Origin of the sequence: Kitasatospora sp. NPDC088346 (assembly GCF_044740765.1) — a bacterium.
Lineage (GTDB): Bacteria > Actinomycetota > Actinomycetes > Streptomycetales > Streptomycetaceae > Kitasatospora.
In genome coordinates, this window is record NZ_JBIURH010000008.1 from 249,236 (window position 1) to 269,671 (window position 20,436).

At 74.1% G+C, this 20,436-nt stretch carries 18 protein-coding genes; 15 read left to right on the forward strand and 3 right to left on the reverse strand.

Annotation, left to right across the window (positions count from 1 at the left end; translation table 11 throughout):
* Positions 1–208: 208 nt before the first annotated feature.
* Positions 209–1,501, reverse strand: coding sequence for an SUKH-4 family immunity protein (locus ACIOFR_RS14510; protein ID WP_400996365.1), 1,293 nt, complete (start codon positions 1,499–1,501; stop codon positions 209–211).
* 369 nt (positions 1,502–1,870) lie between these two features.
* Here ACIOFR_RS14510 and ACIOFR_RS14515 point away from each other — a divergent pair, with 369 nt between their 5' ends.
* From ACIOFR_RS14515 to ACIOFR_RS14525, 3 genes are read left to right on the forward strand one after another with little or no spacing between them, the layout of a single operon-like run.
* Positions 1,871–6,052: a toxin glutamine deamidase domain-containing protein gene (locus ACIOFR_RS14515; protein ID WP_400996431.1), complete on the forward strand. Its 4,182-nt coding sequence runs from the start codon at positions 1,871–1,873 to the stop codon at positions 6,050–6,052.
* 9 nt (positions 6,053–6,061) lie between these two features.
* The gene (locus ACIOFR_RS14520; RefSeq protein WP_400996368.1) at positions 6,062–8,038 is read left to right on the forward strand and encodes a hypothetical protein; all 1,977 of its coding nucleotides are present in this window, start codon (positions 6,062–6,064) and stop codon (positions 8,036–8,038) included.
* A 54-nt stretch (positions 8,039–8,092) separates the two neighbouring features.
* On the forward strand, positions 8,093–9,889 hold the full coding sequence (locus ACIOFR_RS14525; RefSeq protein WP_400996370.1) for an ATP-binding protein: 1,797 nt from the start codon (positions 8,093–8,095) through the stop codon (positions 9,887–9,889).
* A gap of 2 nt (positions 9,890–9,891) precedes the next feature.
* Here ACIOFR_RS14525 and ACIOFR_RS14530 read toward each other — a convergent pair whose 3' ends face one another.
* Both ACIOFR_RS14530 and ACIOFR_RS14535 read right to left on the reverse strand, forming a co-directional pair.
* Entirely contained in the window at positions 9,892–10,095 is a 204-nt protein-coding gene (locus ACIOFR_RS14530) for a DUF397 domain-containing protein (protein ID WP_400996372.1), read from the reverse strand.
* Entirely contained in the window at positions 10,085–10,942 is an 858-nt protein-coding gene (locus tag ACIOFR_RS14535; protein WP_400996375.1) for a Scr1 family TA system antitoxin-like transcriptional regulator, read from the reverse strand. Before ACIOFR_RS14535 ends, ACIOFR_RS14530 begins: the two co-directional genes overlap by 11 nt.
* Before the next feature lie 88 nt (positions 10,943–11,030).
* Here ACIOFR_RS14535 and ACIOFR_RS14540 point away from each other — a divergent pair, with 88 nt between their 5' ends.
* From ACIOFR_RS14540 to ACIOFR_RS14595, 12 genes are all read left to right on the forward strand, one after another.
* On the forward strand, positions 11,031–11,411 hold the full coding sequence (locus tag ACIOFR_RS14540; protein ID WP_400996378.1) for a hypothetical protein: 381 nt from the start codon (positions 11,031–11,033) through the stop codon (positions 11,409–11,411).
* Complete coding sequence (locus ACIOFR_RS14545; RefSeq protein ID WP_400996381.1) at positions 11,408–11,596, forward strand: hypothetical protein; 189 nt, start codon at positions 11,408–11,410, stop codon at positions 11,594–11,596. Before ACIOFR_RS14540 ends, ACIOFR_RS14545 begins: the two co-directional genes overlap by 4 nt.
* 103 nt (positions 11,597–11,699) lie before the next feature.
* Positions 11,700–12,524 (forward strand): pyrroline-5-carboxylate reductase, encoded by an 825-nt coding sequence (gene proC, locus ACIOFR_RS14550; protein WP_400996384.1) that lies wholly within the window; start codon positions 11,700–11,702, stop codon positions 12,522–12,524.
* A gap of 10 nt (positions 12,525–12,534) precedes the next feature.
* Positions 12,535–13,185: an HAD family hydrolase gene (locus ACIOFR_RS14555; RefSeq protein WP_400996386.1), complete on the forward strand. Its 651-nt coding sequence runs from the start codon at positions 12,535–12,537 to the stop codon at positions 13,183–13,185.
* A 101-nt stretch (positions 13,186–13,286) separates the two neighbouring features.
* Positions 13,287–14,489, forward strand: coding sequence for an MFS transporter (locus tag ACIOFR_RS14560; protein ID WP_400996388.1), 1,203 nt, complete (start codon positions 13,287–13,289; stop codon positions 14,487–14,489).
* A gap of 113 nt (positions 14,490–14,602) precedes the next feature.
* Complete coding sequence (locus tag ACIOFR_RS14565) at positions 14,603–15,802, forward strand: acetoin utilization protein AcuC (protein WP_400996391.1); 1,200 nt, start codon at positions 14,603–14,605, stop codon at positions 15,800–15,802.
* A complete protein-coding gene (locus ACIOFR_RS14570) occupies positions 15,799–16,650 on the forward strand; it encodes a phosphatase (RefSeq protein WP_400996394.1) in 852 nt (283 codons plus the stop codon). Before ACIOFR_RS14565 ends, ACIOFR_RS14570 begins: the two co-directional genes overlap by 4 nt.
* A 116-nt stretch (positions 16,651–16,766) precedes the next feature.
* Positions 16,767–16,976, forward strand: coding sequence for a helix-turn-helix domain-containing protein (locus tag ACIOFR_RS14575; RefSeq protein WP_371497754.1), 210 nt, complete (start codon positions 16,767–16,769; stop codon positions 16,974–16,976).
* 132 nt (positions 16,977–17,108) lie between these two features.
* Complete coding sequence (locus ACIOFR_RS14580) at positions 17,109–17,207, forward strand: 30S ribosomal protein bS22 (RefSeq protein ID WP_003948845.1); 99 nt, start codon at positions 17,109–17,111, stop codon at positions 17,205–17,207.
* A 307-nt stretch (positions 17,208–17,514) separates the two neighbouring features.
* A complete protein-coding gene (locus ACIOFR_RS14585) occupies positions 17,515–18,591 on the forward strand; it encodes an NAD-dependent epimerase/dehydratase family protein (RefSeq protein WP_400996397.1) in 1,077 nt (358 codons plus the stop codon).
* Positions 18,588–19,592, forward strand: a complete 1,005-nt coding sequence (locus ACIOFR_RS14590) for a lysophospholipid acyltransferase family protein (RefSeq protein ID WP_400996399.1) — start codon at positions 18,588–18,590, stop codon at positions 19,590–19,592. Before ACIOFR_RS14585 ends, ACIOFR_RS14590 begins: the two co-directional genes overlap by 4 nt.
* A gap of 72 nt (positions 19,593–19,664) precedes the next feature.
* Positions 19,665–20,267 carry a GNAT family N-acetyltransferase gene (locus ACIOFR_RS14595; protein ID WP_400996402.1) on the forward strand — a complete coding sequence of 201 codons (603 nt, stop codon included), beginning with the start codon at positions 19,665–19,667 and terminating at the stop codon, positions 20,265–20,267.
* Positions 20,268–20,436 lie beyond the last annotated feature (169 nt).

The window sequence follows — 20,436 nt, forward strand, 5'->3', positions numbered from 1 at the left end:
CGGGAGGATTGCGCCGCCGTGGGCGTGTTCGATCGTCCCCGATTGGTTCCGGTACGCAGCGTTGCGGGCGGGCTCCGCCAAACTCACTCGAAGGAGTGAAATCGGGCCATAAGGAGCGGTGAGATGTTCGAAAGCATCACTTGGAAATGGGCCCCGGCGGACCCGTCCGGGGTGGACGTCCGGCGGGCGGGGCGGTGGGCCGGAGCCGTCAGAACAGGCCGTGCCACATCTGGTCGACGATGACGTTCCACCAGGTGGATTCCTTGTGGAAGGCGTCGGGGTCGATCTCGGCGAGCCCGTTCTGCAGGGCGGCGACGGCTGCGCCGGCGGCGAGCGGGTCCATGCCGGGCATGGCCGCGCGGCTGGTGGAGAGCAGCTCCAGGCTGCGCAGGAACGCCGAGACCGAGCCGTTGACGTACCGTCCGCTGCCGGTGCGCGGATGGACGGCCCACACCGAGCCGAGGCCGCGCTCGTCGCCGGTGCACCGGACGGCGATCACGCAGAAGCCGTCCGTGCCGATCCTGGTCCAGCCCGCGAGGACGTCGAGGACCGGCTCCTCGATCCCGGTCCCGGCGGCGCGCAGGTGGGTGCGCAGGTCGGTGAGGATTCCGCCGGCGGGCGGGGAGTCGGGGCGGTCGGCGGAGAAGAACAGCGGAAGGTCCGCGGGGAGTCCGGCCCAGGTGAGCGTCGAGCGCGCGGCCTCGGGGAGCGCGCAGGCGGCCAGGTCGTCGGCGTCGTGGCGGATCAGCTCGCCGAAGGTCTGCGACAGCCGGCGGCCGAGGGCGACGTCCCGGACCGGCTCGGCCGGGGTGACGTCGCCGGGCTGAGGGGCGGGCGCCCGGCGCGGGCGGGGCGGTGGCGCCTGGCCGGCCAGCCGGGCGACGCGTTCCGCGTGCTCGGCGAGGGCGGCGGCGCCTTCGGCGCGCTCGTCGGCGAAGATCCCGTAGGTGTGGGAGCAGGACAGTTCGGCGTTGGGGTAGCGCTCCAGGAGGACGGCCGGGTAGCCGCCGGGGAGGGTGGCCGGGCGCAGGTCGGTGTGCACGGCCACGACGTCGCCCGCGGGCACGCCGAGCCGGTCCAGCTCCTCGGCCAGCTGGTGCTCGACCGGGGGCAGGCCGGGTCCGGCGTTGCGGTAGACCAGCACCTCGTCGGAGCCGGCCGGGTCGCGATAGGTGGCGACGGCGGTGTTGCCGGGACCGGTCGCGAGCGGGGACGCGGGGGCGTGCTTCCCGGTGTACTGCCGGATCACCTCGTCCACCGGGACGGAGGGCCACACGGTCAGCTCGCCGGTGCCGCGGTCGACCACCCCGCACGCGTCGCCGAGATCGGCGGGCGGGCGCCGCTCGCCGGTGACCGGATCGCGCTCCAGTGGCGCGGGGGCGGCCCAGACCACCCAGCCCAGGGCGAACTCGCGGTGGCGCACCTCGCGGTGCTGCCCGGCGGACGCGCTGCCGTTCAGCCAGCCGTCGGCGGTGGCGAGCGCCTGCTCCTGGGTGATCACGAAGGCTCCTCGGTGGTGTCGAACTCGGGCGAGGCTACCGTGCCCGGGGCCGTGGGCCGGCCGGGCCCGTTCGATCATATGTAGGAATCTTGTGGGCGAGGGGGAGGGCTCTCGCGCGTTCGCCGTCGCCGGGTGGTGGCAGGTCGAAGTGATGGGTCGGCGCCGACATCCTGTCGGGTCTGATCGGTACTATCAGCCGACTTATGTGGCTGGTGGCCGGGGCGCAAGTGGTCGGGCACAGGTGGTCGGGCACGGGTTCGGGTTCGGGGGAGGGCGGACGGTGGTCGGGGCGGGCTGAACAGCCCACCGCGCCGCCGAGCGCCGGAACGAGTGCGGCTCGCCGCGAGGGGGATTGACGCTGTGTCGCTCATGTTGCCGGGGGCCCTCGAATGGTGCCTGGAGATGCTCGGGTTCGACTGGCCCAAGGCGGACGAGGACAAGCTCCGCGAGTGCGGGCAGGTCTGGCGGGACTTCGCGGACCAGGTCGACGAGCTGAACTACCGGGCCCTGAGCGCGGCGAACACCGTGCGGTCGGCGAACAGCGGCGACTCGGTCGACGCGTTCGGCAAGGCCTTCGAGAAGTTCTCGGCCGGCGGCAGCAGCGGCTATCTGGCGGACGCCGCCGCAGCCGCCCGCCTGATCGCCGCCGCGTTCGACGCGGCGGCCGTCATCGTGGTCACCGGCAAGATCGCAGTGATCGCCCAACTCGCGATCATGGCCGCAGAACTGATCGCCGCGCAGGCCGCCGCGCCGTTCACCTTCGGCCTCTCCGAGCTGGGCGCACTGGGCGCGACGCAGGCGACCCGGCTGATCGTGCGGCGCCTGCTGAAGGAACTGCGCGAGGCCCTGGTCGAGGCCGTCGTGGAGACGCTGAAGGAGCCGGTCGTCTCCGCCGTCCAGGGCATGATCAGCGACCTGATCTCGCAGACCGTCAACCAGGGGTTCGGCGCCCAGGACGGCTACGACCTCGGCCGCACCGCCAAGCGCGGCGCCGAGGACTTCAAGGACGCCGCCAAGAACTCCGGCCAGACCTTCACCGAGGCCCTGCGCGACGGCGCCGGCTCGCGGGCCGGCGGGGCGGCACGTCGCCACGCGGACAACGCCATCGAGAACCACCGCAACGGGGGAGAAGGTTCAAGCGCGGACTCGGACTCGGACTCGGACTCGGGTTCGGACTCCGACTCGGGTTCCGGTTCGGGTGACTCCGGTTCCTCGGGGAGTTCGTCGGGCTCGGCGGGCGGCAGCACCACGCCAGGGGGCGGCAGCACACGTTCGGCGCCGGATCCCACCGGTGGCGGCACCCGTGGACCCTCGCCCACCAGCACCGACCCGGCGCACTCCGGCACCGAATCCGCAGGGGCGCTCTCCGGCACCGAGTCGGCCTCGGGAGACAGCCCGTCCGGGTCGGCCCGGCCCTCCGCGGCCACGCCCGCGCCGTCCGGCGACGGCAGCCGCCAGAGCACTCCGCTGGACCCGTTCGGTACCCGGCTCACTCCCGATGGCGCTGCGGCCGTGACCCCGACGACCCCGGCTCCCGCCCGGTCGGACGGGCCGTCAACGTCCCCCGACGCGGGACCCGCGCCGGCTCGGGACGGGGAGTCGCCCCAGCGCGGGGGCGAACAGCCGGCGACGCGAACTCCCGACCACACGACGGCGGCCCCCGACAGCCGGCCGACGCCGGCCCACGACTCGGGCACCGCCCCGGCCCAGCCCACCGGTGACAGCCGGTCGACGCCGAGCCCCGACACGTACGGACCGGTCCGCGCCGGGGACGGTGGGACCCGTCCGGACTCCACCGCGCAGTCGCCGACCCCGGACGGACGGACCCCGGACGGACGAACTGCTGACGGCAGAACCCCGGACGGCAGCACCCAGGCTCCCTCCTACGGCCCGGTGCGCGGTTCGGAGCCCACCGCGCCGGACGCCTCGCCGTCGCCCGGCACGGACTCCCCGCGGGACCGGACCACGCCCGGCGCCGACCGGACGGACTCGCAGCCGACCCCCGTCGCAGCCGACCGCCGGACGCCCGCCGCCGGACCGACCCCGGAGCCGTCCGCACCCGCCACCGGCCACCGCCCGTCCGAGTCCGAGGCCGGGCCGCGGGCCGATCCTCGCGTCGGCGCGGAACCGGCGCCCGCCCGGCCCTCGGAGGCCGACCCGCGGCCGAGCACCCTCGACACCGCCGGGCTCGCGCCGTCGCCCACCCAGCACGTGCCCGACCAGCGGCCCGCTCCGGAGCAGGCCCAACCCGCCCAGCAGCAGGCCGCCACCCCGGCTGCCACCGGCCCCGCCGCGCCGGGCGGCATGGCGGCCGGAAACCCCGGTGCGGGCGGCAGTACCCCGGGCACGCACCGCCCGGGCCCGGTCGCCGTCGACCCCTCGTCCCCGGCCCGCGCCTCGGTGCCCGCCCAGAACGGGACGGTCCGCAACGACACGCCCGCAGGCCGTCCGGACGCCCCGGTCGCGCTCGGCCGGGTGCCGTCCAACCGCACCACGGACGCCCCGCGCACCGATGCCCCGCGCACCGACCCGCGCACCGCCCGGCCGGCGTCCGCGACACCGGACGCCACCGCCCGTCCCACCCCGGACCACCAGCCCCCGAAGCCGGCCCCGGCACAGGACCACACGCACCCCAACCCGCCGGACAGCACCCACCGTCCGTCCGCCGACGGCACCCCCGGCACCGACGGCACCCCCAACGCCGACCACAGCCCCGACCCCGACGGCACCCAGCGCCGCCCCGCCACCGCCGACCGCCCGACCGGGCCGCCCGGCGGCCTGGACGAGCCCTCCGCGCGCGACCGGGCGAGGGTCGAGAACGCCGTGCCGCGGGACGCCGACGGCAAGCCGCAGCGGCACCCCGACCCGGAGGACGGCGACTGGCCGCGCGCCATCAACGGCGACGACCCGGGCGCCCCGGGCCGCAACAACAACTGTGTCGACGTGGCCCTCGCCACCGTCGACACCTACAACGGCGACCCCACCGCCGCCGCCTCCCGCACCCCCGACCACGACGCCGACGGCCGCCCCTCGGACCGGGGCGAGCGCGGTGGCCGGGACCGGATCGAGAACGCCCTCGGCGCCAGGTTCTCCGACCTCGGTGACGGCCCGCAGGCCTACCACCGCCTGGAGGACACCCTCCGCCGGAACGGCCACGGCTCCCAGGCCGTCATCATCACCCGGGACGCGGACGGCCGCGCCCACGCCTGGAACGCCGTCAACCACAACGGCAAGATCACCTACATCGACGCCCAGACCGGCCGCCGCAGCAACCAGCCCCTCCACAACGGCGACCACGGCGTCTTCGCCATCCCCCTCACCCCCGACCGCAACCCCGCCACCCCCACCCCGTCCGCCGGCCCCACCCGCACCCCCGCCCACGACCGACGCGCCCCCGAGGAGGCGGCGGGCGCGCCGTTGGACCCGGACGGTCCGGGGATGCCGGAGATCACCCATCGGGACGAGGTCGAAGGCACGACCAAGTTCGACAACGCCCAGGACGAGAAGCACCAGCACCACGGAAGACTGCCGGACGACTCGCAGCGCGAGCTGCGGACCGACCAGCCCGTCCTGCAGACGAACCCCAACAAGGCCTTCGACGCCTTGGAGAAGTGGGAGCGCGACGGCGACATCCGCCGGCTGTTCGACGACGCCGCGCAACGGAACAGCCTGGCGGGCGGGAATGTCCCGAGGGGGTTCACGCACAAGGAACTGTCGCTCGCCCTGCCCGGGTTCGCGGAGATGGACTCCAGTCGGCGGGGTGCCGTCGTCGCGGTCCTGGCGCGGATGAACGTCGGATTCCATCGGGGCAACTCCGTCGGCTACGCCCTCGGCGGACGCGCGGACGGTTACGAGTGGTCCCCTCCGAGCGCTCCCCGCCCGCCTGAGGGCCGATCCTGGGGTGTCCACTTCCACCAGCGGTTCGACATGAACGGATCGGCGGGCACGCCGGTGCGGAACATTTTCGACGAGATGGCGGCCGGATACGGGGAGCGGAGCCAGGGCACGTCCTGGGCGACCCATCTACGGAAGGCGACCACCGGCACGGACGAGGCCCTCGACATGAGCGGCCGGAACTTCGCGGTGCTGGAGGTCAAGGACCCGAAGACCGGCGATATCCAGTACGTGGTGGACAGCTCCGCCGCTCCCAGCGCCAAGCAGCACGAGGACCACTCGGAGCCGCACGTCGGCAAGTACTTCGACGAGGTCAACAAGGCCCGGGTGAAAGCGGGTCTGGACGAACTCGTACCGGTTCACCTTTACACCGAGCGCGAGCCCTGCGGGCCTGCGTCCGGAGGCAATCGGAGAGGCGGCGTGAAGGGCCAGAACAACTGCTCCAACTACATCCGGACCTCGCCCTCCCTCGCGGGCGTCGAGGTGAGTTACGGCATCGGCTTCCGGGCCGGGAAGATGGCGGAGGGGCCCTCCGGGCCGCTGCCGCGCACGGACGCCGTGGCCGGACAGAAGGCCGACGCCCGTTGGTACATGCGGAACATCGAGGTGCTCTGGATGCGGATGGGAATCCGCGCCGACGGCCAGGCCGATACTTAGGATGACGACGTGACCAGCGACGAACTGCACCCGGGCGAGCCCTCGATCGTCGTCGACTGCGTGGGCCTGAGCCTGGAGGCGGTGATCGGAGCGGCCGTCCGGGCGGCGGCCACGGCGGCACCCGGACGCGCACCGCTGCTGCTGGACAGGGTCGACCTGGCGGGGCCGCTCGCCAGCTCCACGGACCACGGGCGGGTCGTCGCGTGGGCGCAGCGGGCTGCCGCCGGTGTCGTCGGCCGGCCGGTGCTGACCCGCACGGCCGCAGGTGCCGGCGGGCCTTCCGACGACGTACGGGGCGGCCCGGAAATCCCGGGCTCCCGCGAGTCGCTGTTCCTCGCCGCAGCCGGCGCGCTGGAGCTTGAGCGTTCACCGCTGGAGGTGTGGCGCGCCTTCGCGCAGGCCCTGACGGCGGCGCCGGTGACGGCGGAGGAGCTGACGCGGTTCGCCGGAGCCCGGCCGGACCTCCTGCTCGACGCCGAAGGCCTGGGCTTCGTGAGCCGCGGGGCCCGGCGGGAGGTCAGGGATCGGTTTCCGCTGACGGCCGGCCAGCAGGTCGCGGTGCACCGGGAGCTGCTGGAGCTGCGGCCGGAGGGGACGGTGGCGGCCTACCGCCGGGCGGCACGGCCGGTGCACGCCGCGCTCGCGGGCGAGTTGGAGCGCTGGCTGACGGACCCGGACTTCCTGGTGGAGTCGGACTGGTACGGGCTCGGTGTCGGGCTCGCCCTGGCCTTCCCGGACGGGGTGCCGCTCGGTGGACCGGCCGGTGATCTCCACTGTCTGTTGCTGCAGGGCGTAGCGGCGCCGGCGAGCCACGAGGAGTGGCTGAGCTGGGTGCACCACTCGTTGGTCTCCCGTGGGCTCACGGACGCGGCGGAGGCGGTCGCGTCCCGGGTCCGGCTGCCCTGGCGGACGGTGTGGTCGCGCTGGCAGTGGCCGAGCGGTCTGGCGCCCAGGACCGCCGGGGAACTGCTCGGTGAGGACCTGCGCGCGGTGAGGTGGCAGGACACTCTCGCGGTCGCCACCCGCCGGGAGGACGAGGGCGACTACGACGTCCTGCTGGAACAGGTCTGGGACCTCGGCACGGGCGAACTGCTCAGCGCCGAGAGCACGTCGCTCCAGGACGAGGTGTCGGTGACCTCCGACGACCTGACCGGACGGACGGCCATGCACGTCCAGGGGGCCTGGAGCACCAACGCCTCGAGCCGCGAGAGCCGGCCGGTGCCCGAACTGCCCTGGGTGGTCGAGGCCGTGGAACGCGCCGTGCAGTGCTCGCCGTCCGGAGGCCCGGACGGCACGCTCTGGGTCCTCCTCGGCACCTGCGGTCTGTTCGCCGCCGTGGTGGACGACCGCGCGGTGACGGCGCTGCCGCAGGTGCCGCGCGGGTGGGTCGGGCACGGCGTGACCCCGAAGGCCGCGTGGCCGCCGCCGGCCCTGTCGCTCACCGGCGAGGCCACCCGGGAGGAACTGGAGCAGGACTGGGCCTTCGGCGCCGGGGCGTGCCGGCCGCAGGCTCCCGGGCGTCTCCCCGCCGAGCTGCGGGACCCGGCTTCCCGGGCCTTCCTGGAACAGGTCGGATGGCCGGTGACGGAGGACCTCCAGGGGCTCTCGACGGCCGACCTGTCGGTGGACGGGCTCTCCCCGGCACCGGACGGGTCGGGCCTGCTGGAGGGCCTCGGCGAGCTCTGGGGCGTACCGGTCCTGCTCGACGGGCGGACCGGTGAGGTCCGGTACGGCGATCCGGACCCGGACGGCGGGCCCGGCCCGGTGATGGCGGGCAGCCTCGCGCGGTTCCTGCGGATCGTACTGCTGCACCACGCCGCGCTGACCGCGCCGGTGCTGCTCGGGCCGTACGACGCGGACGACCTGGAGGCCGACGTCGAACGCTGGCTCGCGGCCGTCGACCCCCCGGCCACCGAGAGCGGCTTCTGGGAACACCGCTTCTTCGTCCCGTCGCTGATCGAGGCCCGGGAAGGCTGGGACGAGTAGCGCCCGGTCCCACGATCCAGCAGCCGACCGTCCAGCTCACAGGAGCCTTGAGAGATGACATCCCAGCCAGCCCATCAGCCGCACCCCTACCTGGGCGGTCGGACAGACGTCCTCAGGGCCCTGGCCGCCTGGCGCTCGGGAGCGGTGGACGCACCCGGAACAGTGCTCCTGACCGGTCGTCCGGGCAGCGGCCGATCCCACGTGCTCACCGGGTTCCTGATGCTGTGCGACCCGGAGCACCGCGCCCGGATCGATCTCACCGTGCTTGACCCGGCCACCGTGCCGCCCGCCGAGCTGCCGCCCCCACCGGTGTTCGGTGCCGCCGGCCTGACGGCGGCCCAGCTGCTGTGGCTGGTGGCCGACGAGCTGGGGCTGGGGGCCACCCGGTCGCAGGACGTCTACACGCTGCTGGCGCATCCGCAGGAACAGCCCGTTCCGGTCGTGGTTGCCGACGTGGACCGGGCCGGCGTGCTGCGCTCGCTCGACGAGCGGGCGCGGGTGTCGGCCGAGGTGCTGCTGCCGCTCGCCCAGGCACCCGGCATACGGCTGCTGGCCGACGTACCGCAGGAGCAGGCTCGGTGGCTGGCCGAGCGGCTGTCCCCCGATGACGTGCTGATCCTGGACCTCGACCAGGAGCCCTGGGCCGACCCGGCCGCGTTGCTGCTCCAGGCCCGGGCCACCGTCGAGAATCCGGATCTGGCCGCCGAGACGGCCCGGCACGCGGACAGCCCGCTGGTGGTGCAGCTCGTCGCCCGGTCGCTGCTGGCGGTACCGGAGGGCGTGTTGGAGCCGGCGCCGACGACCGTCGGCGAGATCCTCGACCTGCACGCCGAACGCTGCGGGGCGGACGAGCTGACGCTGCGCAGGCTCCTGGCGCCGCTCGCCCTCGCGGGGGAGGGCGCCGAGCTGCCGTTCTCCCTCTGGGAACCGCTCGCCTCGGCGATCGCGGGGAAGGACCTGTCCTGGACGTTCGCCCGGGCGCAACACCTGCTGACTCCGTTCTTCGACGTGGTCGAACCGGGCGGGAGCGGTGCGGAACCGGCCGTACGGCTCGCACATCCGGCGATCGCCGACGAGTTGCGCGAACGGTTCGGCGGCGCCGTCCGCGAGACGCAGCGTCGCATCGCCACCGCCCTGACGGCCGGCCTTCCGGCCGCCCCGGACCGCTGGGCGGCCGCCTCCCCGTACACGCGCGCCCAGCTGGTCGGGCACGCGCTGGAGGGCGGGCTGCTCCCGGAGCTGCTGGCGGAGCCGGGCTTCCTGCTGCACGCCGAGCAGGTGCCCCTGCGGGCGGCCGTCGAACACCTGGCCGCCACCGGCACCGACCTGCCGGCACTCGCCCGGACCTGGCTGCGCCTCGCGCCCCTGTTCACCCGCACCGAGGCCGACCCGGCGCTGCGGGCCGCCCTGCTGGAGCACGCCTGCCACCAGGACGCTCTGCCCGCACCGGAGTTCGGCATCGACCTGCCGTGGCAGACGCTCTGGGCGCACCCGCTGCCCGGAGTCGGTTCGGTCGCGGCCGCCGTCGCTCCGGACGGCACCCCGGCGCTGGTCGCCCGGATCCAGGAGGAGGATCCACGGCTCGTCGCGTACGACGCCCGCACCGGTGCGCTGCTGGAGGCGGAGGCCGCCGAGTTCCTCCGCCCGTCGCAGGAGCAGCGTGCGGCCTGCCCGCTGCGGCTGAGTGTCGGCGGCGACTACGTGCGGATCTGGGAGGCGGACGGCCGCCAGGCCGCCGTGTTCGTCTCACCCGGGCCGCTCGGCGGCGCCGACACCACCCCGGACGGCCTGGTGCTGCTCGCCGACTCCCACGGCGTCAGCGCCCTGCGGCCGACCGTGACGGCAGCCTGAGGTCAGGCGTCGCCGAACTCGCCCCGGGCGGTGGCGGTGACGAAGGCCTGCCAGGCGGCGGGGGTGAAGGCGAGGCGCGGGCCGTCGGGGTCCTTGGAGTCGCGGACGGTACCGGGCGCGGCGTCGTCCACCTCGACGCACTCGCCGCCGTCCCCGTTGCTGTAGCTGCTCTTCCGCCACTCGGCGGGTCGCTCGTCAGGTCGCATGATCGAAGCCCTCCATTGTCGCGTTCATCATCGCCGCAGAGTCTCGGGGCGACAGGGCCTGCGCCCTGAGGAGATCGTAGAGCGCCCGGCGCCTGCTGACGTCTTCCTGTCCCTCGATCAGGGAGCCTGACCTGCTGCCTTCTTCGTAGGCCAGGACCGACCGGCCCGGGAGGGTCAGCAGCGTCAGCGACCCTCCCATTTCGGAGTGCTCCTGGGCTGCGTACGGCAACACCTGAATCGTGACGTGCGGGAGCCTGCCGACAGTCAGCAGCACGTTGATCTGCTCCCGTATCGCACGTACCCCGCCGACCGGTCGGCGCAGGGCGGATTCGTCCAGGATGAACCAGAATCGTGGCGGGGTGGGGCCGTGGAGACGGTCCTGGCGCGCCAGTCGAGCTGTCAGCCTGTGCGAGATCTCGTCCTCCGTCGCGAAGGGATCCCCGGCGCGCAGGACCGCCTCGGCGACAGTCGGCGTCTGGAGCAGGCCGTGGACGGTCACGGTGTAGCTCTCGTAGACGATCGCTTGATCTGCGAGGCCCATGAACCGGCGGTATCTGTCCGGGAACACCTCGTTCCGCGCCAGTTGGTAGAGGCGGCTGAACGTTCCGTCCGTTCCGAAGGCGATGTCCAGCTTCTCGGACAGGCCCGGCGGTGGCGGTGCCTCGGCTGTCTCGATACGGGACAGGTGCGCCTTCGAGAACTTGAGGATCCCCGCCAGGCTCGTCAGTGACATCCCATCAGCCAGTTCTCGATGCCTGCGGATCTCTGCTCCGTAGAAGTCGCGGGCGGATCGGTCGGGGCGTAGATCGCGCGGCCTGAAGCCCATCTGGATGTACTCCGTTCCCAAGGCAACTGTGGAACACGCCCCCACTTCCCAGCGTAGCGGCGGTGAGCGACGCTCTGGGTGCAGCCAGTGACGATCCTCGGAGGTCCCTGTGGAATCCCATTCGCCTTCCCTGCTCTCGCAGTTGACGGCCGAGCGCCGCAGAGTGGCCGCCCGGGCCCGGACCGAACTGGCCGCCGCGCTGGACGCCGTCGGTCTGCTCCTGCCGTCGCTCTCCGTCGACTGGCGTTCCGCGGCGCAGTCCGGTGCGGTGGTGGTCGAACTGGGCGGGGTGGGGCCGGGGGTGGCCTGGCGGCTGGCCAAGGTGATCCGGCGTTCGGGGCCGCCCGGGGTGCCGGCCGTCGGTGAGCTGGTGCTGGACGAGACGGCCTACCGGGTGGGCGAGTTCATGGGGGCGGAGGACGGCCGGTGGTGGTTGCGGCCGCCGGGCGGCGGGTGTGAGTGGGACGTCCGGCCCGGGGAGGCGGTGTGAGCGGGCTGCTGGTCCTGCACGGGTTCTGCTGCCTGGCGTGTGGTGCGGTCTCCGGGATGGCCGCGGACGAGGTGGCGGCCGTGCGGTGGCGGGACGAGCACCTGGCCGTGCACCGGGAGGAGCCCGATGAGCCCGCCTTCGTCCACATGAGCCGCCGCCGGCACGGGCCGCCGCCCTGCGTCTGACGCTGCCCGGCGTCCGACGCCGCCCGTACCGTGGACGGCTCCCGCGGGCCCGCCCGTGCCGGTGCGAGGATGGGCCGCAGCACCGTACGAAGGAGCAGCGGCCATGACCAGCAGCGCGACCGGACAGAAGATCGCCTTCCTCGGCACCGGAAAGATCGGGGAGGCTCTGCTCTCCGGCCTGTTGCGGGCCGGCAAGGACCCGGCGGACGTCCTGGTGACCGCCCGCCGGCCGGAGCGCGCCGAGGAGTTGGCCTCGCGCTACGGCGTCACCGCCGTTTCCAACGCGGACGCCGCCAAGCTGGCCGACACCCTGATCCTGGCCGTGAAGCCGCAGGACATGGGTGTCCTGCTGCACGACCTGGCCCCGCACGTCGCCACCGACCGGCTGGTCGTCTCGGCGGCCGCCGGCATCCCGACCACCTGGTTCGAGGACCGGCTGGCCGCGGGGACGCCGGTGGTCCGGGTGATGCCCAACACGCCGGTCCTGGTGGACGAGGGGATGAGCGTGATCTCGGGCGGCTCGCACGCCACCGAGGCGCACCTGGTCCGCACCGAGGAGATCTTCCGCTCGGTCGGCAAGGCGCTGCGGGTGCCGGAGTCCCAGCAGGACGCGGCGACGGCGCTCTCCGGGTCGGGGCCGGCCTACTTCTACTTCCTGGTCGAGGCGATGATCGACGCCGGCATCCTGCTCGGCCTGCCCCGGACGGTGGCGCACGACCTGATCGTGCAGTCCGCGATCGGCGCCTCGATCATGCTGCGGGACTCCGGCGAGCACCCGGTGAAGCTGCGCGAGGCCGTCACCTCGCCGGCCGGCACCACCATCGCGGCCATCCGCGAGCTGGAGAACCACGGGGTCAGGGCGGCCATGCTCGGTGCCCTGGAGGCGGCCCGGGACCGCTCCCGCGAGCTGGCCGGCGGCGGCAAGTAGGCTCGGCCGGGTGAGCTACGACCTGGTGATCTTCGACAACGACGGCGTCCTCGTGGACAGCGAGCCGATCTCCAACCGGGTGCTGGCCGAGTACCTGACCGGGCTCGGCTTCCCCACCACGATCGAGGACTCCTACCGGGACTACATGGGCTGCGCCGCGCACAAGGTGCACGACGTGATCGGCGAGCGGCACGGCGCGACCCTGCCCGAGGGCTTCGACGACCTGTTCCACGCCCGGGTGTTCGCCGCGTTCGCCGAGGAGCTGGCCCCGGTCCGCGGCGCCGAGCGGCTGCTGAAGTCCCTTCAGCAGCGCGGCGTGCCGTACTGCCTGGCCTCCTCCGCCCACCACTCCTGGATCCGGACCGCGCTCGACCTCACCGGCCTGCGCGGCCTGCACGAGGAGGAGCGGATCTTCAGCGCCCAGGACGTCGGCGTCGGCAAGCCCGCCCCGGACCTCTTCCTGCACGCCGCCCGCACCCTCGGCGTCGCCCCGGGCCGCTGCCTGGTGATCGAGGACAGCCCGAACGGCGTGCTCGCCGCCCGCGCGGCCGGCATGGACGTGTACGGCTACGCGGCGCTCACCGACCCCGCCCGGCTGACCGCCGCCGGGGCGACCGGGCTGCTCACCGACCTGGACGAGGTGCTGGATCTCTTGGCCTAACCGTTCCCTCCTCCCCTCTCCCGCAAAGCCTCCACAGCCCCTACGCTCACGCCAACACCGTCGTACCGGCCGGTAGCGCCGGAGCTGAGCGAGGTCGGCAGATGCGGGAAGCGGGCACCACCGGAGCGGTCGTCACCGAGCGGCTGAGGCAGGCCCGCGCGGCGCTCGCGGCCGGCTTCCTGATCCAGGGGGTGACCTTCGCCCTGCTGGTGACCTCCATCCCGGAGATCCAGGACAGGTACGGGCTGAGCGACAGCCTGCTGCCGGTCTTCCTGGCGGCGGTGCCGGTCCTGGCCGGGGTCGGTTCGATCACCTCGGAGTGGCTGGTCAAGCGGACCAGCGCGCGGGCCGTCCTGCGGGTGGTGCAGCCCGCCGTCTGCCTGACCCTCGGTCTGACCGGCTTCGGCGACAGCCTGTGGGAACTCGCCCTCGCACTCGGCGCGTTCGGTCTGCTGGTCGGTGCGCTCGACGCCTCGATGAACATGCTCGGCGTCGGACTCCAGCACCGGTACGGGCGCAGCATCATGATCGGCTTCCATGCGGCGTTCAGCCTCGGCGGCATCGTCGGCGCCGCGGTCGCGGCCCTCGGGGCGCACGACGACCTGGGGCTGCCGGTGCTGTTCGGCGGCGCGGCGCTGGTGCTGGTCCCGCTCGCGCTGCTGGCCGGCACCCGTGCCGCGGGGCGGGACGAGCTCGGCGACGCCGTCCGGGAGGCCGCCGAGGCCGCCGCCCGTTCGATCCCGTGGAAGCCGCTGCTGCCGCTCTGCCTGGCCATGGCCGTCGCCTACATCGCCGACGCCTCGGTCTCCAACTACAGCGTCAAGTACCTCACCGACGGTCTGGACAGCCCGAACGACGTCGCCAAGCTCTCCTACCTCGGCTACATGGTCGCGATGCTGGTCGGCCGCACCCTGGGCGACCGGGCCGTGCAGCACTGGGGTGCCGTCGCGGTGGTCCGGGCGGGGGCCGCGCTGGCCGCGCTCGGCTTCCTGCTGGCGGCCGTCTCGCCCGGGCCCTGGGCGGCGATCGCCGGGTTCACCGTGCTGGGCTTCGGCATCTGCGCGATCATTCCGCAGGTCTTCGCGGCCGGCGGGCGGCTGTTCCCGGACGACTCGGACGCGGCGGTGGCCCGGCTCAACCTGTTCAACTACGTCGGTTTCCTGATCGGCTCCCCGCTGGTCGGCGCGATCGCGGACGCCAGCTCGTACCGCTGGGCGCTGCTCGCGCCGATGGCCCTGGTGCTGCTGATCATCCCGCTCTCCGGCCACTTCGCCCCGGATCCGCTGAAGCCGCACGCCGGCTAGGTCCCGGCCGCCGTCCGGCACGGGCCGGCCCCGACCCGGGTCGGTCCGGCGTGGCCGCCGTCCGGCGTGGCCCCGGTCCGGCGGCCCGAGCCGCACCCACTACCGTGGGAGCCATGCCCGAAGCCGAGCGCGAGCGCCCCTGCGGCCTGCAGTTGTACTGGGACGAGGCCGAGACCGGCTACGACTTCGGCCCCGGACACCCGATGGACCCCACCCGCCTCGCCCTCACCATGCGGCTGGTCGAGTCCTTCGGACTGGCCTCCGCGCCGGGTGTCACCGTCCGCGCCGCCCCGCCCGCCGGGGACTCCACGCTGCGCCTGGTGCACACCGCCGAGTACCTGCGGGCGGTCCGCCGGGTGGCCGCCGACCCGGCGTCCACTGACGCCCGGCACGGCCTGGGCACCGACGACAACTGGGCCTTCCCGGGCCTGCACTCGGCGTCCGCGCTGATCGCCGGACAGTCGGTGGCCGCCGCCGAGGCGCTGTGGCGCGGCGAGGCCCGGCACGCGGTCAACTTCGCCGGCGGCCTGCACCACGCGATGCCCGCCAAGGCGGCCGGGTTCTGCGTGTACAACGACCCGGCCCTCGCCATCGCGCGCCTGCTGGAGCTGGGCGCCGAGCGGGTCGCGTACGTGGACGTCGACGTGCACCACGGCGACGGTGTCCAGGAGGCCTTCTGGAACGACCCCCGGGTGCTGACCGTGTCGCTGCACGAGTCCCCGGCGACGCTCTTCCCGCAGACCGGCTGGTCCACCGAGACCGGCGGCCCGGACGCCCCCGGGTCCGCCGCCAACCTCCCCCTGCCGGCCGGGACCGGTGACGCGGGCTGGCTGCGCGCCTTCCACGCCCTGGTGCCCGAGCTGCTGGCCGCCTTCCGCCCGCAGGTCCTGGTCAGCCAGCACGGCGCGGACACCCACGTCGAGGACCCGCTGGCCCACCTCGCGGTCTCGCTGGACGCCCAGCGGGCGGTCACCGAGGCGATGCACGCACTGGCCCACGAGCACGCCGACGGCCGCTGGCTGGCGCTCGGCGGCGGCGGGTACGCGGTGGTCGACGTGGTCCCCCGGGCCTGGACGCACCTGGTGGCCACCGCCGCCGGCCACCCGGTCGACCCCACCGCCGAGACCCCCGCCGAGTGGCGCGCCGAGGTCTACCGGCGCACCAGACAGCAGGCCCCGCTGCGGATGACCGACGGCGTCGAGCCCGGCTGGCGCGACTTCCACGACCACGGCTACGACCCGGGGGACCGCCTCGACCAGGCGATCCTGGCGGCCCGCCGGGCGGTCTTCCCGCACCACGGACTCCTGCCGTGACCGCCGACCGCGCCGCCCTGCGCGAGCACCTGGTCCGCCGCCGGCTGGCCGGGCCGGACATCCCGACCACCCGTCAGCGCAACCTCCGCAGCTACCGCCTGTTCGGACAGGGCGATCAGAAGGCCCTGATGGGCCTGGCCCCGCGCGGCCGCTGGGGCCCGGGCGCCGTCCTCGACCTGATGGCCGACCGGGTCGGCGTCGACCCCGACTTCGGCCGCGCCGAGGGCACCGACACCATCGACCCCGAGCGCACCCTGGACGCCCTGGACCGGCTGGCCGACCTGCTGCGCGCCACCGCCCGCCGGCGCGCCACCGTGCTGGCCGGCACCGGGCACCCGACCCGGCTGACGGAGTTTCACACCTCCCTCGCCAGGGCGCTCGAAGCAGCGGGGTGCACCCTGCTCACCCCCGCGCGCGGGACGCGCTTCCGTGAGCCCACCCCCGACGGAGAACGCAACTGCACGCTGGACTACCGCGGTCCGGTCGCCGTCGTCCGGGCCCTTGACGGGGGAGCGGCGCGTGGTGGCAGACTCGACCGCGGCTCCGGGGACCTCCTGCACACGCACTCCGCCCAGCCGGTCCGCCTCGCCCTGGCCGGGCTCACCGGGACCGGACAGCCCTTGCCGGGCCTGGTGCTGGGCGACCACGGCTGGCTCTGCGGCGCCGGACGGCTGGGCGTTCCGGCCGGCGGGATCGCCGACTCCAACGACCCGGCGCCGTTCGTCGGGGAGGCGGAGGGCGAGGTCGCCGTCGTGGTTCCGGTGGACGACGGCTCTCCCCCCGGGTGCTACAGACCGCTGAGCGACTACGTACTGCAACGGGCGGATCTCGCACCGTACAAGGAGTGAGCTTCTCCCTCTTCCCACTGGTACCACCCATAACTACTCTGGGGATACACGTGTGCCGGTGGAGTCACCGGAGGGGAAGCCGGTGCCTTGCACACGGGTAAGGGTCGGGTGAGGTCATGAGTTCCGGCGAACGCCCCCTCCAGGATGTCGTCTTCCTGACCGTGGCCGAGGTCGCCTCGGTCATGCGGGTCTCGAAGATGACGGTGTACCGCCTGGTGCACAGTGGAGAACTTCCGGCCATCAGGGTCGGCCGCTCCTTCCGGGTCCCCGAGAAGGAGGTCCACGACTATCTCAAGGAGTCCTACGTGCGGCTGCAGAGCGCCTAGGACGGACACGGCGAAGCGCCCGGTCGGGGCCGATTACGGCTTACGCGAAGCGGGGGGTAGGCTAGGCCCTCCGTCAGTCGTATGGACTCCCGTCTCTCACGGGCGTGGGTCCGAGTGAGCGAGGGTTGTTCCGTGGGCTCTGTCATCAAGAAGCGTCGCAAGCGTATGGCCAAGAAGAAGCACCGCAAGCTTCTGAAGAGGACTCGCGTTCAGCGTCGCAACAAGAAGTAACACCTCGGCTGGCGCTTGCCCCGTTTCGCGCGGGAGTCAGCCCGCCCACGGTCGCTCTCGCGTACCAGGTGTGCGCACTGCCCGTCCCGGCATTCCGCCGGGGCGGGCAGTCGTGTTTCCACCCCGGGGTTCCCACCCGGTTCCCGCCCGGTTTCCACCCCCGGTCCACCGGTTTCCACCCGGGTTTCCGTCCCGGCTCCGCGGCGACTCTCCGGCCCCGGCTTTCCACCCCTCGGCGTGTTTGCGTCGCGGAAATGCCCGCGCGGTACGGTTCAGGCAGGGACGGGACTGAGGAGGACACGGACACGTGGGCAAGGTCGTGCTCGTCACCGGGGTGGCCCGCCACCTGGGCGCCCGGTTCGCCGCCGAGATCGCCGCCAGGCCCGGCATCGACCGGGTGATCGGGGTCGACGTCCAGCCGCCGCCCGATGATCTCCCGCCGGAGGTCTCCTTCACCCGGGTCGACCTGCGCCGCCCGGCCGTCGCCCGGGTGATCGCCGAGCACGAGGTCGACACGGTCGTCCACCTCAACGTCAGCGCCACCGGCTCCGGCGGCCGCAGCGCCGTCAAGGAGACCAACGTCATCGGCACCATGCAGCTGCTCGGTGCCTGCCAGAAGGCTCCGGGCCTGCGCCGGCTGGTGGTGAAGTCCACCACCGCCGTGTACGGCTCCGCCCCCCGCGACCCCGCCGTCTTCGCCGAGCGGATGCAGCCCAAGGCGCTCCCGCCGGGCGGCTTCGCCAAGGACGCCGCCGAGGTCGAGGGCTACGTCCGCGGCTTCTCCCGGCGCCGCCCCGACGTCGCCGTCACCGTGCTGCGGTTCGCCAACATCGTCGGCCCGGCCGGCGACACCCCGCTCAGCGCCTACTTCGCCCTGCCGCTGCTGCCCACCGTGCTCGGCCGCGACCCCCGGCTGCAGTTCGTCCACGAGGACGACGCGGTCGAGGTGCTCCGGCTGGCCTCCGAGGAGCCCGCGGCCGGCACCACCAACACCGGCACCTTCAACGTCGCCGGCGACGGCGTGCTGCTGCTCTCCCAGTGCGCCCGCCGGCTCGGCCGGCCGACCGTGCCGCTGCTGCTGCCCGCGCTCAACCTGGTGGCCGGGCTGGTCCGGCAGACCCGGCTCGCCGACATGTCGCCCGAGCAGATCCAGCTGCTCAGCCACGGCCGGGTGGTCGACACCTCCCGGCTGCGCGAGACGTTCGGCTTCACCCCCCGGTACACCACCCTCCAGGCCTTCGCCGACTTCGCCGCCGCCCAGTCCGCCGGCCTGCTCCCGCCCGAGCGGCTGACCGCCGTCACCGACCGGCTGGCCGGCCTGCTCGGCCCGGACGGCCACCACCCCACCACCGGTCACCACACCGAGGAGCCGATGCCGCGATGACTGCCGCCAGGGACCATGCCGTGGGCGAGGCCAAGGTCATCCCGATCGAGTCCGCCCCCAGCTGGCAGGGCAAGCAGGGCGACCTCGCCGACCGGCTCGCCGGGGCCGTCGGCGGCGCGCTCGCCGGACGGCTCGGCGACACCGCGACCAGGGTGCTCGGCAAGGGCTGGGAGGCGCGCGCCGCCGACGGCCTGTCCTTCCTGCGCCGCCGGATCACCGGCGACTACGAGGTGGACGACTTCGGCTTCGACCAGGAGCTGACCGAGGAGGTCTTCCTCTCACTGCTGCGCCCGCTGGCCGAGAAGTACTTCCGGATCGAGGTCCGGGGCGTCGAGAACATCCCGGCCGAGGGCGGCGTCCTGATCGTCGCCAACCACTCGGGGACGGTGCCGCTGGACGCGCTGATGACCCAGGTCGCCGTGCACGACCACCACCCGGCCCGGCGTCACCTGCGGATGCTCGCGGCCGACCTGGTCTTCGTCCTGCCGGTGGTCGGCGAGCTCGCCCGCAAGGCCGGGCACACGCTGGCCTGCAACGAGGACGCCCAGGCCCTGCTGGAGCGCGGCGAGGTGGTCGGGGTCTGGCCGGAGGGCTTCAAGGGCATCGGCAAGCCGTTCGCGGACCGGTACAAGCTGCAGCGCTTCGGCCGGGGCGGGTTCGTGGCCTCCGCGCTGCGGGCCCAGGTGCCGATCGTGCCGTGCTCGATCGTCGGGGCGGAGGAGACCTACCCGATGATCGGCAACTTCAAGACGCTGGCCCGGCTGCTCGGCCTGCCGTACCTGCCGATCACGCCGACCTTCCCCTGGCTCGGCCCGCTCGGTGCCGTCCCGCTGCCGACCAAGTGGACCATCCAGTTCGGCGAGCCGATCCCGACCGACGGCTACCCGAAGGAGGCGGCGGACGACCCGATGCTGGTCTTCGACCTCACCGACCGGGTCCGGGAGACCATCCAGCACACCCTGTACAAGCTGCTGGTCCAGCGGCGTTCGGTGTTCTTCTGACCGGTCCGGCAGGCCCGCCGGCCCGCGGAAAACCACTGGTCCGGCCGGGCGCCGGCCCGTAGCGTCCGCGCCATGGACGACAGTGCGGGGAACGCGGTGGGCTGCGGACCGCAGGAGGGCGACCGCGAGGTCTGCTGGCGCGGGCGGCGGGTCGGGTTCGCCCCGCTCGACGTCGACGACGCCGAGGTGCTGCACTCCTGGCGCTCCGACCCGGTGGCCGCCCACGAGATGGGGCTCTGGCCGCGGCCGCTGTCCGCGCTGCGGGAGCGCATCGAACGGTACGGCGAGGACCAGGACCGCGACGACTTCCTCGTCCTGCTCCCCGACGGCACGCCGATCGGCCACGCCGTCCTCTCCGACCAGGACATGGTCGACGGGACGGCCGACCTCCAGCTGCTGCTGGACCCGGCCCACCGCCGCCGGGGGTACGGGGGCGACGTCGTCGACGCGCTGGCCGACCTGGCCTTCGGCGAGCTGCCGATGCACCGGCTGCAGGCGGTCACCCACACGACCAACGGTGCCGCGCTCGGCGTCCTGGAGCGGTCCGGCTTCCTCCGGGAGGGCGTGCGGCGCTCGTCGTGCCTGCACCGGGGACGCCGGCACGACCTGGCCGTGCTGTCCCTGCTGCGCGCCGAGTGGGAGGCGCTGGAGCGCCCGCGGTCCTGGGAGCTGTGACCGGCGCAGGCGACCCCCGGGATCGGGGCAGCGGGGCAGCGGGACATCCGGACGGGCGGGGGGGGGGCCCGGGGGGGGGGCCCCCCCCCCCCCGGGGGGGGCCCCGGGGGGGCCCCCCCCCGCCGCGGCGGGGGCGGGGGGGGCGGGGAGCCCGGCCCCGCGGCGGGGC

What these genes read in the sequence shown, in the direction of transcription:
- ACIOFR_RS14515 (WP_400996431.1), top strand. Translation starts at nt 1,871, where the DNA reads ATGTTGCCGGGGGCCCTCGAATGGTGCCTGGAGATGCTCGGGTTCGAC.
- ACIOFR_RS14525 (WP_400996370.1), top strand. Translation starts at nt 8,093, where the DNA reads ATGACATCCCAGCCAGCCCATCAGCCGCACCCCTACCTGGGCGGTCGG.
- ACIOFR_RS14530 (WP_400996372.1), bottom strand. Translation starts at nt 10,095, where the DNA reads ATGCGACCTGACGAGCGACCCGCCGAGTGGCGGAAGAGCAGCTACAGC.
- proC (WP_400996384.1), top strand. Translation starts at nt 11,700, where the DNA reads ATGACCAGCAGCGCGACCGGACAGAAGATCGCCTTCCTCGGCACCGGA.
- ACIOFR_RS14560 (WP_400996388.1), top strand. Translation starts at nt 13,287, where the DNA reads ATGCGGGAAGCGGGCACCACCGGAGCGGTCGTCACCGAGCGGCTGAGG.
- ACIOFR_RS14565 (WP_400996391.1), top strand. Translation starts at nt 14,603, where the DNA reads ATGCCCGAAGCCGAGCGCGAGCGCCCCTGCGGCCTGCAGTTGTACTGG.
- ACIOFR_RS14575 (WP_371497754.1), top strand. Translation starts at nt 16,767, where the DNA reads ATGAGTTCCGGCGAACGCCCCCTCCAGGATGTCGTCTTCCTGACCGTG.
- ACIOFR_RS14590 (WP_400996399.1), top strand. Translation starts at nt 18,588, where the DNA reads ATGACTGCCGCCAGGGACCATGCCGTGGGCGAGGCCAAGGTCATCCCG.
- ACIOFR_RS14595 (WP_400996402.1), top strand. Translation starts at nt 19,665, where the DNA reads ATGGACGACAGTGCGGGGAACGCGGTGGGCTGCGGACCGCAGGAGGGC.